This window comes from Nostoc sp. LEGE 12447 (assembly GCF_015206985.1).
Lineage (GTDB): Bacteria > Cyanobacteriota > Cyanobacteriia > Cyanobacteriales > Nostocaceae > Nostoc.
This window is the reverse complement of record NZ_JADEXT010000015.1, coordinates 40,336-56,907: the sequence shown is the minus strand read 5'-3', so window position 1 is coordinate 56,907 and position 16,572 is coordinate 40,336. Positions and strand designations below refer to the sequence as shown.

At 41.2% G+C, this 16,572-nt stretch carries 9 protein-coding genes; 2 read left to right on the top strand and 7 right to left on the bottom strand.

What is annotated here, in order from left to right:
- Positions 1 to 37: 37 nt before the first annotated feature.
- From IQ274_RS16950 to IQ274_RS16925, 6 genes are all read right to left on the bottom strand, one after another.
- Positions 38 to 3,346 carry a GAF domain-containing protein gene (locus IQ274_RS16950; RefSeq protein ID WP_194142931.1) on the bottom strand — a complete coding sequence of 1,103 codons (3,309 nt, stop codon included), beginning with the start codon at positions 3,344 to 3,346 and terminating at the stop codon, positions 38 to 40.
- A gap of 126 nt (positions 3,347 to 3,472) precedes the next feature.
- Entirely contained in the window at positions 3,473 to 3,946 is a 474-nt protein-coding gene (locus tag IQ274_RS16945) for a chemotaxis protein CheW (RefSeq protein ID WP_194142930.1), read from the bottom strand.
- Between the two features lie 128 nt (positions 3,947 to 4,074).
- Positions 4,075 to 4,437, bottom strand: a complete 363-nt coding sequence (locus IQ274_RS16940) for a response regulator transcription factor (protein WP_194142929.1) — start codon at positions 4,435 to 4,437, stop codon at positions 4,075 to 4,077.
- A gap of 818 nt (positions 4,438 to 5,255) precedes the next feature.
- The gene (locus tag IQ274_RS16935; protein ID WP_163934960.1) at positions 5,256 to 6,446 is read right to left on the bottom strand and encodes a response regulator; all 1,191 of its coding nucleotides are present in this window, start codon (positions 6,444 to 6,446) and stop codon (positions 5,256 to 5,258) included.
- Positions 6,447 to 6,944: 498 nt separating this feature from the next.
- The gene (murQ, locus tag IQ274_RS16930) at positions 6,945 to 7,871 is read right to left on the bottom strand and encodes an N-acetylmuramic acid 6-phosphate etherase (RefSeq protein WP_194142928.1); all 927 of its coding nucleotides are present in this window, start codon (positions 7,869 to 7,871) and stop codon (positions 6,945 to 6,947) included.
- 96 nt (positions 7,872 to 7,967) lie between these two features.
- On the bottom strand, positions 7,968 to 8,396 hold the full coding sequence (locus IQ274_RS16925; protein WP_012412248.1) for a DUF3110 domain-containing protein: 429 nt from the start codon (positions 8,394 to 8,396) through the stop codon (positions 7,968 to 7,970).
- A gap of 260 nt (positions 8,397 to 8,656) precedes the next feature.
- Here IQ274_RS16925 and IQ274_RS16920 point away from each other — a divergent pair, with 260 nt between their 5' ends.
- A complete protein-coding gene (locus IQ274_RS16920) occupies positions 8,657 to 14,653 on the top strand; it encodes a translocation/assembly module TamB domain-containing protein (RefSeq protein ID WP_194142927.1) in 5,997 nt (1,998 codons plus the stop codon).
- A 150-nt stretch (positions 14,654 to 14,803) separates the two neighbouring features.
- On the opposite strand, the gene IQ274_RS16915 is transcribed toward IQ274_RS16920, so the two are convergent.
- The gene (locus IQ274_RS16915) at positions 14,804 to 15,733 is read right to left on the bottom strand and encodes a carbohydrate ABC transporter permease (protein WP_163931438.1); all 930 of its coding nucleotides are present in this window, start codon (positions 15,731 to 15,733) and stop codon (positions 14,804 to 14,806) included.
- A gap of 126 nt (positions 15,734 to 15,859) precedes the next feature.
- On the opposite strand from IQ274_RS16915, the gene IQ274_RS16910 reads away from it, so the two are divergent.
- Positions 15,860 to 16,522 carry a GIY-YIG nuclease family protein gene (locus IQ274_RS16910; protein WP_194142926.1) on the top strand — a complete coding sequence of 221 codons (663 nt, stop codon included), beginning with the start codon at positions 15,860 to 15,862 and terminating at the stop codon, positions 16,520 to 16,522.
- Positions 16,523 to 16,572: the final 50 nt, after the last annotated feature.

Genomic DNA, 16,572 nt, shown 5'->3' with positions numbered 1-16,572 from the left:
ATTCATAATCCAAAATCTAAAATCTAAAATCTAAAATCTATTTGACTTTAAACTTGCTAGCAGTTGTTAATAGCTCTTGCGCCATCCCTGATAAATCTTGAAACACAGTCGCAATTTCTTGAGATTCACCAAAAGTTTTATTAGCAATTTCTGCTACATCTTGCATTGATTTTGTGACTGTTACAGATTGGATCATTTGTTTTTGAGTCGCTGCGGTAATCCGCTCGATTAGCTGACTAATTTCGGCAGTTGCAGAAACGATCGCATTCAAGTTTTGGCGAGTGTCACTGACAAGATTTGTGCCTTCTACTACCTGCTGAATACCAATTTCCATTGCTACTGCAACTTCCCCGGTTTCTGCTTGAATATCCTGGACTAATTTTTCTATTTCGATGGTTGCTGCTGCTGACTGGCGAGATAAAGAACGGACTTCATCGGCTACAACTGCGAAGCCTTTGCCATATTCACCGGCACGGGTAGCTTCAATAGCCGCATTCAGAGCCAGCACGTTTGTCTGTGTGGCAAAATTGCCAATCAAATTCACCACTTTGGAGATTTTTTGCGAAGATTCACTGAGGCGTTTAATCTTTTTGCTGGTTTGAGCAACGGTTTCACGAATTCCCTGGATTGCTTTTACAGTTAAGTTCATCGCAGTATCGCCAGACTCAACAGTTTCATTGGCTTGTTGTACCGCTACTTGCACTAACTCAGCATTCGTCACTACAGCTTGAGTAGAGTCCACCATCTGTTGAATTTCGCCTAATGCTGCGGTAATTTCCTCAGATTGTTGTTGCGCCAGATTAGTCAGTCCTGCTAGGGAAGCCTCGCTATTGCTAGAAGTTTGAGCAACTTGTTGAGCAGCCCCTTGTACCTGAAGAACTATTTGCCGCAGCGCTTGCAGGGTATTATTGTAAGCATCAGCGATCGTGCCTAGTTCGTCTTCTGTAATGGGTGCGCGTACTGTTAAGTCGCCGTTAAGGGCGGGTCTAAGGGCTATTAGCAGTTGAATAGATCGTTGTTGTAGTAACTCCTTGGCTGCCTTTTCTCGTGCTGCGGCTTCTGCTAATTTGGCTGACTGCCCTTGTACTTGTTGCAAATATTCAGTCTGTTGTAATGCTAGCCCTAACTGGTTGCCAATGCGTGCTAACAAGGTGACTTCCGATTCATCCCAATCACGAGTTCCAGAATTCTGATAAGCTGCCAGCAATCCCCACAATTGTTCCCCAGCAAATACAGGAACAATTACATAAGCTTTAGCTTCAAATTGCTCTAAAACTTCAATGTGGCAAGGAGAATGACCTACCTGATAGATGTCATTAACAACAAAGTTTTCCCCTTGGGCATATCGACCCCCTTGAGTTTCTTGTAAGTGGGTATCTTCCCAGACAGTTTTGATATCGGGGCCTACTAGTTTTACCCAAGTATGAGCTACTGATTCTGCTACAAACTCACCAGTCCAATTAGGGTTGAAGCCATAGACTGCGACGCGATCGCATCGCAGTAATTGCCGTACTTCTTGAGTTGTTGTTTTGAAGATTTCTTCTACATCTGAAGATTGCCGGATGCGGTTACTGATCTTGGTGACAGCTTTCTCTTGTTCCGCTATCTGAGCTAGTTTTTCAGATTTCAACCGAACTAATTCCAAATAATCTATCTGTGATTTAGCTAGGCTAAATTGCAAGCTAGTCTGAACCAAAAAAGTCACTTCCCAAGTTTCCCATTCACGGGGGCGAGAATTTTGATAAGCTGCCAGCAAACCCCACAATTTATCTCCGAAGAATATAGGAACAATTATGTAAGCTTTGGCTTCAAACTGCTCTAAAATCTCAATATGGCAAGGAGCAAGCCCTACTTCATAGATGTCATTAACAACAAAGTTTTCGCCTCTAACATATCTACCTCCCTTAGTTTCTTGTAAGTAGGTATCGTCCAAAACGGTTTTAATATCAGGGCCTACCAGTTTTGTCCAACCAGTACCCACAGACTCAGCCACAAATTCGCCACCCCAGTCAGGGTTAAAACGATAGACTGCGACGCGATCGCATCGTAGTGATTGACGCAATTCTTGAGTGGTTGTTTTGAAGACGCTATCTACATCTAAAGATTGTCGGATGCGGCCTACTATCTTAGTAAAAGCTTTTTCTTGTTCAACTATTTGGGCTAGTTGCTCAGATTTTTTATACATCTGTTCTAGATATTCGCCTTGTGAGATAGCCACACCAAATTGCAGTCCAATTTGGGTCACAAAGCTTTCTTCCCAAGGTTGCCAATCACGAGGTCCAGAATTTTGATAAGCTGCCAGCAAGCCCCATAATTTCTCTCCAGCAAATATGGGCGCAATGATGTAAGCCTTCATTTCATACTGCTCTAAAATGTCAATGTGGCATTGAGCATGACCCATTTTATAAATGTCTTTGGCCACAAAGCTTTCACCTTTGGCATAACGTCCTCCTTGGGTGTCTTGCAAGTGGCTATCTTCCCACACCATATAAAAATCAGGGCTGACCATTTTTACCCAGCCATTACCCACTGACTCAGCGACAAACTCACCACTCCAGTCAGGTTTGAAACGATAAACGGCGACGCGATCGCATTTTAGTAATTGACGTACTTCTTGAGTGGTTGTTTGAAAAATCTTATCGACATTTGATGCCCGCAGAATTTTGTCGATGACTTTAGCTACAGATTTTTTTGCTAGTATTCGCTGTTGTTCTTCTCTTTTGAATTCAAAACTCTGTAATTTGTAGAGCAGTTCTGTTGTAACTTGAGATAGCAGACTAATTTCTATTTCTTGCCACTGCCGCGTTGAATAGCAATTATTTACTGCCAGCAATCCCCATACTTTACCTTCTACTACTATCGGTAAACTCAAACTAGCTTTGATTTGAAATTTATCTAGTAGTTGCTTTTGATAAGGGGTAAGTTGAATCTGATTGATATCATCAATAACTACAGGTTCGATATAGTCTTGGTTGGTATATAAACCAAAAATAATTCCAGGAATATTTTCGCCTAGAGTCGGTGTCCAACCTAATGTTCGAGATTCTGCTAAAACATTACCTGAATCAAGGGAAGTAAACTGATAAATTAAGGCGCGATCGCAGCCAATTTTTTCTCTAATTTGCGCTACAGTAATTTTGAGTAGTGTATCAATATCTGGAGCTTGGCGCAGATGAGTTGCGATGTCTTGCAACTGTCGCCGCCAAGTTTTAAATTCCTGAGCAATGGCATTTAACAAAGATATTTCATTACTAGCAATATTCGCTATATTAGCGTTCCCATTCAAATTTTCTACTTCAGATATTAGATGCTCATTTTCATGGCTGTTGCTATACAAAAATGTCATTTGATTAACCTCAAATTTTGTTATGGATAAATGAGTGGATAGTTGGCAAGTAAGGATGGACTATTATTTGCTTATTAAAAATTAGAAATTGTCCAAAACTGATCCCCGATCATCTATTTCAAATTTTTAATTATGAATCTTCCAGATGGGAGATTGGATGATCGCGATCGCATCCAAATTAAAAATCATATTTTCAGAATCATTAATAAAGTATCCCTGTAAAAAAGGTAATATTTTAGGATAAAATAGTTCGGGGCTTGGGGGTTTCATTTGTTGAATATCCAGCCATTCAATATCTATAAGCTGTTTCACCAATAGTCCTAAATACTTACCATTGTTTTCCAGAACAATCGCCATCATTATTGAAATTAAATTTGCTCCTTGTGAAATTGGAGGATAACCTAACATTGCCTCTAAATCTACTAACCAAAGCATCTCACCACGCCAGTTATAAATACCCAAAATGCTACTGGACATCTGTGGAACACCACATATTTCAGGTAATGATACTTGCAAAACTTCTATGATGTGTTGTAAAGAAATGACAGCTGTATCTTTCACTCCCAAATTAAAACTTAAAAACTTTTCCTTGGTTTCCAAAGTTATTTATCCTTTGTTCTTGATTGTTTATATCTAGCCACTATTTGCCTTTATTATTCGATCTTGCAGAGCTTATATATTAGAAATAGTGACTTTTAATGTTCGTTGATTTATTGTCTTTTTACTAATTAATGAATTAATCGCTTTAAAATTACCACTAGTTCTTCTCTATCAATCGGTTTTGATAGATAACCATCAGCGCCCAACATATTACCCCAAATTTTATCTACATCACTATTTTTAGTAGAGCAAAAAACCACAGGTATTTTGCTAGTATTGGGATTATTTTTCAGTTCTCGGCAAATTTCAAAGCCACTTTTTCCTGGTAAAATTACATCGAGAAATATGAGGTCTGGCTTGTCTTTATCTATTTTGTCTTGAGCTTCTTCGCTGCTGGTGGCGCTAATTACAGAATAACCTGCCTGTTGCAAGTAACGGCTGATTATTTCCATATCTGTTAAGCCATCTTCAACAACTAAAACAGTATTCATGATAATTACCCTTTAAAAAATTTTAAGAATGTAGACAAATTAGATATACAAACCCTAAGCGATTCATGAACAAAGACATGCAGGAATTACGCACAAAAAAAAGATTCCCCAATTCCCTTAAAAAAGGGAGCTAATGGGAGTGCGCCAACAAGGTTTTAGGTTTTAAATGTGTAATTCCTGACATAGAAAGGACTAGAGACTAGCCCTAACTTCTTTGTCATAATCAATATTTCACAACTCAAACAGGACTGCTATAAATACAAAAAATTGTATTTGTCTAATTTTGATTCAATCTTTATCTATTAACCTCAGAAAAAGTACGTAGCGAACAGAATTTAATATATATATGTGAATATTAAAGAATTTTATCAAGAAAGAATAAAAGCATTATTCGTCATAATTAAGGCGTAATTTTATAGGAATATAATCAAACCAATATTTAAATATTTAAAAAATAATTAAGTAGCTTTCATACTACTACCTAATTATTCCTTGTGAATTCTGGCTTATTTTTATGTTTATGGACACGAGAAAGTCTATCGGTTGTAAAAATTTGGTTCTGGCTATTACTGAGTTATAGTCTAATACTGAGAAATGAAATTTTTAAGTCAATCAGACTAACTGATAATTAATTATCAATAAAAATTATTAATTCTCCCTAATTACAAACCTATCTAGAACTTATATTCTATTTTTGAAAAACTTAGTGCAATCCAAAAAGGCTCTTTTCGCATTGATTATTGCCTATTGCCTATTACTAGTTAAAGCAAGTAACTATGGCTACGCCAGGCTGCGCGAACAGAAATCAAAGCGGATTCCTATACATTGGCTTTACTCTTCTCAATGGGAACACTCAATGTAGGTAAATATTTACGTATTATACTCATTACCTTGTCAGGCGCTACGGGTTTAGTAATAAAATCTGTAGAACCGACTACTTTGGCACGAACTCTATCTAAAAGACCATCACTGCCTGTTAATATAATCACTGGTGTATTGGCAAAGGCTGATATTCGCCGCAACTGAGTGCAGATTTCATAACCACTAGCAACTGGCATAATCAAATCCAAGAAAATTAGGTCTGGTTTATCTTGAATCAGGGTTGGAAGTGCTTGTACAGCATCTTGAATTTTAATAAACCTTAGTCCATTGGAAGTAATAATATCCTCTAGCATTTTACAGACTTGAGGGCTATCATCTACGCAGGCCACTAATGGAGCATTCGGTTTCTTTGGTTGTGTAGTGTGAGGCTTATTGTTGGTCTCAGTCACTACTAACGGCATATCAGGTACTTCTACCAATTCGATGATTCCTTTAAGGATATAAGGAAGCAACGAACGGGTGAGTGGTAGTACACTCTGCTTCATTTTCACAGCTAAATCTAAGAGAGTGAATTTGCCATTGATTAAATTCAAAAAGTTTTTGTAGACAGATAGACTTACCATCTGCTGGAGTTGTTCTGGTCGCCGCAAAACCGGTGCCAAATTAGGAGAAAAATTTGCTAAACCAGCGGCTGACCAAGTTTTCCATGAATCTTGCATGTGCTTTACAGACATTTCTGCACTCGTAAAGCTCATTGGTGTTTCGAGGATAACTTCTTGGCTGCGATTGCAAGTTATAGAAGCGAAATTTCCTTGCAATGCTAAGTCAAATAGTAATTCTGCTATGGTGCTTTCGGCAATAGACTGAATCTGTTCTCTTTGAATTTTCTGTTTTTTATAAAAGATTTCTAAAAGGCGGTAATCCCAGTAATCTATTGATACGTCTTGTGAACGCAACAGTAATTTATCAACATCAATCTGAGGACAGTTTTGAGCCATGTGCCTACGCCATCGCCGGAAGGGATGAGTGCCCCCTGTTGCCCAAACAATACGTCCCAGGCGATAATAAAAAGTCCATTGGCCACCCTTTGAACTTTTAATATTTAATTTGCCATTAAATTGCAGTTGAGTACAAGTTTTAAATTCATTAACTAAGTTATTTGAAAGAATAAGTTCCGAGTGGGTCATATTTTATTCCTTGTATTAAAAAGCCAGTTATTGAAAAACCCACATTAGTGTATAGTGGTCAGAAGACACATCAAAATGGATATATAGCAGTCAAAATCAAGTTTATTAAAATCAAGGGATGATGAGGAAATAGCAAAAATACTGTTAATATATAAATCCGATTTTATATAGTTTGTTATCGGTAGACTTTACGAACCAAGTAGCTTGCTATAGTCAACATCATTAGGATGCATTCAGTATTAACTGATTATTTTAATAATTTTCATACAGAATTATAACCGTATAAGTTCTGAATTTTTGCTTAAAATGATTAGTAATATCGAGGATTTTTTAACTTTATTAAAATTGCCTACGAATGTTAAAAATATTTATTTAATTTTACATTTGTTAATACAAGTTAATTGAAGCGAGCTTTTTTAGGGAATATTATCTTTAAAAAAGGTGTGCTGCTCACACAAGTAGCAGCCACCTATAGAGTATTTATTTAGGAAAATGTCTTTAAGATTGGTTGTGATTTTGATAGCTCATAACAGCTGCCCTAAGATTACTTTGGTGTTCTGCTAGAAGCCGATCGCCATCCTCTTTTTCCAAACCAGTCCAGTGCATTAATAATGCTAGTTTAACCCACTTGCCACTACGTTCTAATAAAAAACCAGCAGCTTCCCGACTTAAGCCTGTGAGGTCTTGCAATATTCGTAAAGCGCGATCGCGTAACTTTTGATTTGTTACTGCCACATCCACCATACGATTACCATAAACCTTACCTAGTTTAACCATTACTCCTGTGGAAAGCATATTTAAAGCTAACTTCGTGACTGTACCAGCTTTCAGGCGAGTTGAACCAGCGATGATTTCTGGCCCTGTCAATAGGCGAATGTCAATATCGGCATCAATGCTAACTTGTTCAGCCGGAACACAGGCGATAAAAATAGTACTGGCTCCCCGTTGACGAGCTGCATGAATGGCACCGTGGACATAAGGTGTTGTCCCACCAGCAGTAATACCGACGACTACATCTAACTGGGTAATGTGTCGCCCAGCGATCGCAGCCTCACCATCTTCGATGCTATCTTCTAAATCCTCCGAACTGCGTACCAGCGCACCTGCACCACCAGCAATAATCCCCTGTACCAACTCTGGGGGCGTACAAAAAGTAGGTGGACACTCAGCAGCATCTAGCACCCCTAACCTACCACTTGTGCCCGCGCCAATGTAAAATAAGCGTCCTCCGTGACGCAAACGCTCTGCGGTGCTATCAATCGCTTCAGCCAACTTAACTTTCGCCGCTGCAACCGCTGCAATTGCTTTTTGATCTTCACTATTAAACAGTTCTACCAATTCCAGAGAACTGAGCTGGTCTAAGTTAAGACTGTTAGGATTTACCAGCTCGGTTAAAAGATGCCCACGTTCTTGCAAGTTTGTCATTTATCCTTATGTCCTTTGTCCGTTGTCCGTTGTCATTAGTCAGTTAGCGACCAATGACCAGTGACCAATGACCAATGACTAATGACTAATGACTAATTAAAGCAATCCTTCCAATTTGCGACGCATCTTCTCTAGTTCAGAATCAGATAATTCTGGTTCTTCTAGTGGCTGTTGATTGAGAGGGAAGGTGTCTTCAACAGTATCCTCCTTCTGGGCGTTTGCTTGCCAGTCAGTTTGTTCTACGTTCAGTTCTGGGGGAGTGACAACTAAATTGCTGTTTTCTGGGATGATTTCCCATTCATACCCAGCACTTTCGCAAAATTCCTTGATTTCCTCAGCATCGATTGGCTCTGGTGTCGGTGCGGGGAAATCCTGAGCTTCCAGCATTAGGGCAAAGCGCGTGGCATCGTCTTCTGACTCGAACATCAGAATTTTATTGCGATCGCCCTCCCGAATCGTGTGAATCCCCTCATTCTCCGTTCGAGCATTAAAAATCAACACAAAAACACGCATTGGTGTAATCATCTGTCTTTTTTAAGGTCTATTCATATTAAAGTTCTAGGTTGTACCTCAAGGAAAGTCACAAGAACAATTTTCACTCTATTCAGATTTTCCTGAAAACGCCAAAATTATTAAGCATAAGTATTGGATCAAGCAAATACCGTAACTTAACTAATGAGGTCTTTGCTTTACTTGGCGTATCCTGGAAATGGCATACTGAATCAATGTGTCAGTTAATGCTTGTGTGTGCCAGCGATATCCGGCAATTAATACAGTGAAAGCAAATGACTAAATCTCCCCATCAAGATATTCACTCCCCCTCCCCTATCCGCAAGCGTCTGTGGTTGCTGGTGTTGAGTCGGGGTAGCATTGCCTTGAGTGGACTTTTACTGTTAGGAGTTATCATCGGTATTTGGCGGTTGTGGACTTTTGTCCAAACAGAGTTAACGCCGTTGGCACAACAAAGTCTGACTACTACACTCAACCGTCCGGTAAAACTGGGAAAAGTCACACAATTTTCGTTAACGGGAGTGCAGTTTGGCGCTTCAACTATCCCCGCCACACCCACAGATCCAGATCGGGCGACAGTCGAATTTGTAGAGGTGGGTTTTAACCCGTTACAACTAATCTTTAATCGCCACCTCAAACTTGATGTCACCTTAGTCAACCCAGATATTTACATTCAGCAGGATGAGCAAGGGCGCTGGATTTCCACTAGCATCGCGTCGTCAGGTGGAGGCGGTGCAATTAAAACTGATTTGGACTACTTGCGGTTTCGTAATGCCAAGCTGGCATTGATGCCGCAAGAGAGAGGAGGGGAGGCAGAGGGAGCAGGGGAGGTAAGGGGCGCAAGGGGAGCTGGGGAGGCAGAGGGAGCAGGGGAAGCTGGGGGAGTAGGGGAGGGAATATCTTCTGCGTCTACCACCTCTCTAGTAACATTTTCTCAACTTAACGGTTCTGCCCAACTTTTAGCAAACAACCAGTTAATCCGGTTTGAAGTGGGTGGGCAAGCAGATAGTGGTGGCAATATTTCTATTCAGGGAGAGACACGTTCTAAGGTGCTAGCGGGCAACTTTCAGTTGCACGCACAAGATTTGCTGGCTGCGGATATTACTCGGTTGATTAAGTTACCAGTGAACTTACAGGCGGGTCGAACCAATGGCGACTTGTTAATTCGGTTGACACCAGGGCAACAGACTTTATTGTATGGCAATGCGGCTGTACAAGGGGTAACACTTCAAATACCCAAAGTACCGCAGCTGTTGAGCAATAGCCAAGGAAATCTCCGTTTTCAGGGAACGGAGTTGCAGTTAAACAATGTTACTACCAACTACGGCAAAATTCCTGTAGTGGCTACGGGAATCATCGACACTCAAGCAGGCTTTAAATTGGCAGGGCGTGTAAATGCGGTGAGTTTGGCTAATGCCCAGGATACCCTGAAGGTAAAACTACCTGTGCCAATCGCTGGACAAGTACAAGCAGATTTGCAGATTACCGGATCAACTAAAGAGCCAATTATCTCAGGCACAGTTGCCACAATCCAAACTGCCCGCATTGATAAAGTTGATTTCAATAGCATCAGTAGTAAATTTGAGCTTGTTACTAGTTCTAGTTCCTCTTTAATTACCCTAAAAGATATTCAAGGTAAAGCTAAAGTTGGTGGTGATATCACAGGCGCTGGCACAATTCAACTTGGTAAAACGCCGCGACTGGATTTAAATTTCGCTGCCAAGAATGTTCCAGGGGATGCGATCGCAAAAGTTTATGAAACAACACCTGCGTTCCAAATCGGCAATGTCTCAGCTACAGCCCAATTAACTGGCGCTCCTACCAATGTCCAAACTTTGGTACAGTTTCAAGCCCCTAACGGAACTTATCCTGGAACTGGTGAAGTTGCGATCGCTCCAAATCGCAATGTCTCTTTCCGTAATGTAGCTCTTAATGTCAGTGGTGGTACAGTCCGGGCAACTGGTAGTTATATCGATCAACGTTGGCAAGCTGTGGCTGTTGCCTCTAGGGTAAAATTAGAACCCTTTGTAGACAAAAGTCAACTACAAAATATCTCTTTGGCGGACGCACAATTCAATGGTCGTCTCATCCTCTCAGGCAACACTGCACCATTTAAAATTGCCACAATTCGTACTGATGGTGCAGGAGTCCAAATTGGTGGCGGCACAGTAGCAGTTTCTAATGTCCAATTGCAAGACCAAAGCTTCTCTGCTCAACTTGTAGCTGATGGTGTGCGGTTAGGGCAAATATTGAAACAGTCTCCCCCAGCTTTAAATAATCCTTTGGCGGGTACGTTTCAAATCGCAGGTGACAGAGATAATTTCAGCCTGAAAACGCTCCGTGGCAATGGTGAGGGTAGCCTTGCTATTGGCGGTGGTAAGGTTACAGCTAAAAATATCCAAGTGGCTAATGGTGTGTATCAGGCGCAAGTTCAGGCTAAGAATGTTCCTATACAGAAGTTGGCAAAAGTACCAAAGCAGTTTCAAGGGGCGTTAACTGGTCAGTTCGATGTAGCGGGTTCTGTTGATTCTTTTAAACCACAGACTATTCAAGCCAGTGGTCAGGCGCGGGTAAATGTTGCGGGTGGAACTATTACGGCCTCTAATATCCAACTAGCTAACGGTGTCTATCAGGCGCAAGTTCAGGCAAATAATGTACCTGTGCGCCAGTTAGCAGCAGTACCACCGCAATTTAGAGGGACGTTAACTGGTCAAGTAAACGTAGCGGGTTCTGTTGAATCCTTCCAACCTAAAGCTATCCAAGCTATGGGTCAGGCGCGAGTAAATGTTGCGGGTGGGACTATTACAGCCTCTAATATCCAAGTGGCTAATGGTCTGTATCAGGCACAAGTTCAGGCAAATAATGTACCTTTGCAGCAGTTGGCAGCAGTACCACCACAGTTACGAGGGACGTTAACTGGTCAAGCAAACGTGGCGGGTTCTGTAGAGTCCTTCCAACCGCAAACTATCCAAGCTAGCGGTCAAGGACGGCTGGATGTTGCAGGTGGAACGATCGCAGCTTCTAATATCCAATTGGCTAATGGTCGCTATCAAGCTGTAGTTAATGCTGACGGCGTGGAGTTAAATCGATTCAATCAGCAATTGCGGGGCCAATTTGGCGGTCAGTTACAATTAGCTGGCGCTGTCGGATCATCGAAATTAGCGGATGTGCGTGCTGCTGGACAGGTACAATTATCGCAAGGTATCCCTGGTTTGGAGCAACCCCTGACGGCTGCGATCGCTTGGAGTGGTGAAAGGCTGACCATTGAGCGAGCAACTGCTCCCGGTTTAAGTGTGAGTGGTAACATATTAGCCAATGCTAAAAAAGCAGGTATACCGGAAATTACTGCCTTAAATCTCAACGTCCAAGCGCAGAATTATAACTTAAAACAGTTACCGATCAATTTTCCTAATCAGGTTGCTGTGGCGGGGAGTGTAGATTTTAATGGTCAAATAACTGGTAAGCTGCCTTTGCCAAATGTGGTAGGACAAATTAATTTACGAGACTTAGTTGTTCAAGATATTGCTTTTGAGCCGTTGTTAACTGGAAACATTGATTCAGTACAGGGACGCGGTTTAAATTTGAACTTGGCGGGTAATCGCGATCGCCTATCTTTTAATTTAGATGCCAATAATCGCCCGAAATCCTTCTTAGTAAAATGGCAGGAAGCATCAGCCACAGGTAATATTCAAGGGAATGACTGGGCGCTAAAAGTTGCAAATTTCCCCTTACAAATATTGAATTTGACTCCGCCACCAATTACTCGATTAGGCGCTGGTAAGATAGCTGGGTTGTTAACTGGGGATTTGCTGTTTAATCAGCAGACATTGGCAACAACGGGGAATTTAGCGATCGCTAATCCGCACATTGGCTGGCTTCGCGGCGATCGAATAGCTGCTCAATTCCGCTACAGTGATGGGAAAGGCACACTTACCAACAGCGAATTTGTCAAAGGTAAAAGTAGCTACGCGCTTGTCGGTACGTTTGCCCAAAGCTCTAAAGGGCCTCAACTACAAGGTAAACTCAACGTCAGCCAAGGAGAGATCCAAGATGTTGTAGCTTTAACACAGATATTTGATTTACAAAATTTGCCAGGTGGTTCAGCAGCAATCTACGGCACAGCAGAGGATCTAAACACTACCCCCCAAGGAGTACCAAATCAACCCTTATTAACCCAAATCCAACGGTTTTCTGAAATTGAAACTTTGGTAGCAGAACAGCAAGAACAGCGACTTAACTCCACTCCAATACCAGATTTGGCAGACTTAAAGGGGACTTTCAACGGGGAAGTTGCTTTAAATACAGCTACAGCCAATGGATTATCAGTGGATTTTAATTTGAATGGACAAAACTTTGCTTGGGGTAAAAAGGAAGAACGAAATCGTTATTATACTGCTGACAAAGTGATTGCCGAAGGCAACTTTGAAAATGGTGTTTTGAGTTTGCGACCTTTACGAATCGAATCTCAAAACAGGTTGGTTGCCTTTACGGGTAACGTTGGTGGTGATGAACAATCTGGCCAGTTACGGGTGAATAATTTTCCGGTGCAACTACTGAATAATTTTGTAAAACTGCCAGTTGGAATTACAGGTAATCTTAATGGTACAGCAGCTTTAGCAGGTAGCATTGCTAATCCCCAAGCTAGAGGGGAATTGCAAATCACAGAAGGATTATTGAATCAAAAAGCAATAGAATCAGCAAGGGCAAGTTTCAGCTATGCCAACGGACGCTTAAACTTTGGTAGTACTGTAGCAGTTGCAGGGCCAAAACCTGTTGATATTACTGGCAGTATCCCTTATAAATTGCCTTTTGCTTCGGTAGCACCAGACAGTGAGCAAATCAATTTGGATGTGAAATTAGAAAACGAGGGATTGGGACTGTTAAACGCATTGACGAATCAAGTAGTTTTTGAAAAAGGTGAAGGAGAAGTAGACCTTAAAGTACGCGGAACATTGCAAAAACCCCAAGTAGATGGAATTGCTACTGTTAATAATGCTACTTTTTCAGCCCAGGCATTGCCAGGTAAGCTGAGACGTGTCACAGGTAAAGTGCTGTTTAATTTTGACAGTATCTTAGTAGAAAATCTTCAGGGTAGATTTAGCCGTGGGAAGGTTGAGGCTGCTGGAGAAATTCCCATTTTCAACAATCAGAACGTGAGTATCACCAATCCCCTAACTGTTAATCTCGATCAGCTGGCATTGAATCTCAAGGGACTTTACCAAGGAGGCGCTAGCGGCAATTTGCAGATTACTGGTTCTGCCCTTAACCCAGCGATTGGCGGTAAAGTAAGTTTATTTGACGGTCAGGTATTGCTGGCAGAATCTACCGATGCGACTTCATCTGCAAATAGTAGTCTCGGTGTATCACCCACAAAAGATAACAAGCAGAGTAAAGCGGAAATTGGGAATGGCAAGGGAAATGCGTTGGCTCAAGGCTTGCCGTCAGGTATCGCTAGATTTAATAATCTAGATTTAGAACTCGGTAAAAATGTCCAAATTACTCGTCCCCCTATTCTCAACTTCCGCGCCACTGGTAATCTCATCGTTAACGGCTCGATCAATCAGCCCGTACCCGATGGTACTATCCAGTTAGAACAAGGAGGGGTGAATTTATTTACTACCCAATTTAATCTTGCTCGTGGCTATAAACACACCGCAACTTTTAGTCCCTCTGAACCCCGCGACCCCAACTTAGATATTCGCCTATTTGCCAAAGTTCTGGACGTAACTCAAAGTAATGACTTCGGTAAAGTGAATTCCACAGGTTTATCAGCCTTAGAGAGTGTTCGAGTCGAAGCCACTATCAACGGTCTAGCCAGCAAACTCAATGAAAATTTAGAATTAACAAGTAGTCCGTCACGTAGTCAAACCGAAATTGTTGCTCTTTTAGGAGGTGGATTTGTAGACACCCAAGGACGTGGTGACAGTACTTTGGGACTGATTAACATTGCAGGTTCGGCTGTGTTCAATAATTTTCAGTCTGCTTTTAACCAGATTGGGAGTACCTTTGGTTTAAGTGAACTGCGGATATTCCCTACCGTTATTTCTGAGAATCCCGAAGCTGGAAGAAGTAGTTCAACTTTGGAATTAGCAGCCGAGGCTGGGGTCGATATTTCTACCAAAATCTCTGTTTCCAGTATTAAGATTTTGACAACAAATGATCCCTTCCAATGGGGTGTTAATTACCGGATAAACGATGAATTTCGTGTGCGTGCTTCCACTAATTTAACTGATGATAGTCGTGCAGTAGTGGAGTATCAAACCCGGTTTTAAATTATTTTTTTTATTGTACTAACTTACTTACATTACAATTAAGCCGCATAAAAGCTTAAAATTACGCAACAAGCAATGCCCTCAAGCACTGGTAACTAAGAATGCAAATTTTTGTATCAGTTCTCAATATTTCTGAAATTAAATAAATATTCAGATTGTGATATTATCTCCACCCTCTTGATTGATAACTAATCGCAAAATTGATAACCCTAAAATTATCAAAAATAGCACTAAACCAATTGTGCAAGCGTAGCTGATTTCTAAGTTACTAAAAGCTTGCTCATATAGGTAATAAACAATCGTTTTTGAGCTACTGAGTGGGCCCCCTTGGGTCATAATGTATACTTCTTCAAAAACTTTGGTTGCAGAAATAGCTGAAATCACCGCTACTAATGCTAAATATGGCTTCATCAAAGGTATGGTAATATCCCAATGTTTGCTGATACCATCGGAACCATCGATCGCAGCAGCTTCGTATACATCAGCAGGAATTGATTGCAACCCCGCTAAGTAAATCACCATGTAGTAGCCTAGTCCCTTCCACACGGTGACAGCCATAACGCTGGCAAGAGAAATTGGTATAATACCAAAAATTTTCGCTGGGCTAGTTAGCCAAGGAATACCTTCTGGAAAAAGCCCCAAAGTTTTTAAGAACTGATTCAGTAATCCGTTTTCTGCATACAGCCATTTCCAAGCTATTCCTGCAACCACCATTGAAATTACTACTGGGGTGTAGTAGGCTGCTCTAAACCAATTCATCCCCCGCAGTTTCTGATTTACCAAAATTGCCAGCAATAAGGGAGCAATTACTAAAATTGGGACTACGCCCACAAGATATAAAAAAGTATTTTCTAAGGTTTTCCAAAAAACTGCATCCTTCCAAAGTTTAAGAAAGTTAGCTAAACCTATCCATTGTGGCGGCTGGGCGATATCTTCATAGCTAGTAAAGCTGAGGTAAAACGCTTGCAGCGCAGGCAAAAAGACTGTTAACCCCAAAAGAACCAAGGCGGGTAGTAAAAATAAATAGGGGGTAAGTCGCTGTTTGATGAATATCCAATTTTTAGGTGTCAATTGATTCATATAAGGTCTAATAGTTGTTTTCGCTTTGTCAGCAAGAATTTGGGCATGTGAGTAGATTTAAGCTTCAATATTCTAAAGGCATATATTTGCTTGCGTCGCTAATTAATAACTCAGAGATCAACTACGATGGAAACCCAGCACAACCCGCCAATTGAACATCAAAATGTCCCCATAAACCACCGTGGGCTACATGAATTTTTGTATAGTTCCGATGACGAACACACTGCCATTGAGGTGAGTATAACCCCTGAGCTGGCAAACAATGGTACTGAAATCATTGGTCTTGAGACTTGGAGTGCATCTGCTCAGAATGCTAAAATTGCAGGTGTTTACTCAGTTTTAGATGCAGAACGCCGCGTGCAGTACATTGGCTATTCTCGGAATGTGTTGCTTTCCTTAAATAGTCATGTAACCCAAAATGGTCAGGAAAAGTGTGCTTTTGTGCGCGTGCAAGCATTCAAGTTCCCCAAGCGTCAAGAAATGGAAGATTTGCGAGATGCGTGGATAGCAGAACTCGAAACCACACCACCTGGTAATGCGTCCGAAAGCGAAATGTGGGCTAGTACAGTAGGCGAAGCTGCAAAGGCGGTAATGTCAGAGGTGGAACGTCAAGCCTACGAAGAGAAAAAGCTAAAGCTGCGGAAAGCAATGGCTGACACAACCCTTTCTAAAGAGTCAGAAACAATAGATGCGAGTATAGCCGAACGTCAGCGTCAACTTGAAGCTGCTGTAACAAATGATGACTGGAGTGTAATTATCGACGCACAGACTCAAGAAACCAAATCTTAGAATGAGTGTTCAGTCCTCTCGATATTTCCCCACTTGGATAGCCTATTATT

Coding starts and splice junctions, on each gene's coding strand:
- IQ274_RS16950 (WP_194142931.1), bottom strand. CDS start 3,346: ATGACATTTTTGTATAGCAACAGCCATGAAAATGAGCATCTAATATCT.
- IQ274_RS16940 (WP_194142929.1), bottom strand. CDS start 4,437: ATGAATACTGTTTTAGTTGTTGAAGATGGCTTAACAGATATGGAAATA.
- IQ274_RS16935 (WP_163934960.1), bottom strand. CDS start 6,446: ATGACCCACTCGGAACTTATTCTTTCAAATAACTTAGTTAATGAATTT.
- murQ (WP_194142928.1), bottom strand. CDS start 7,871: ATGACAAACTTGCAAGAACGTGGGCATCTTTTAACCGAGCTGGTAAAT.
- IQ274_RS16925 (WP_012412248.1), bottom strand. CDS start 8,396: ATGATTACACCAATGCGTGTTTTTGTGTTGATTTTTAATGCTCGAACG.
- IQ274_RS16920 (WP_194142927.1), top strand. CDS start 8,657: ATGACTAAATCTCCCCATCAAGATATTCACTCCCCCTCCCCTATCCGC.
- IQ274_RS16915 (WP_163931438.1), bottom strand. CDS start 15,733: ATGAATCAATTGACACCTAAAAATTGGATATTCATCAAACAGCGACTT.
- IQ274_RS16910 (WP_194142926.1), top strand. CDS start 15,860: ATGGAAACCCAGCACAACCCGCCAATTGAACATCAAAATGTCCCCATA.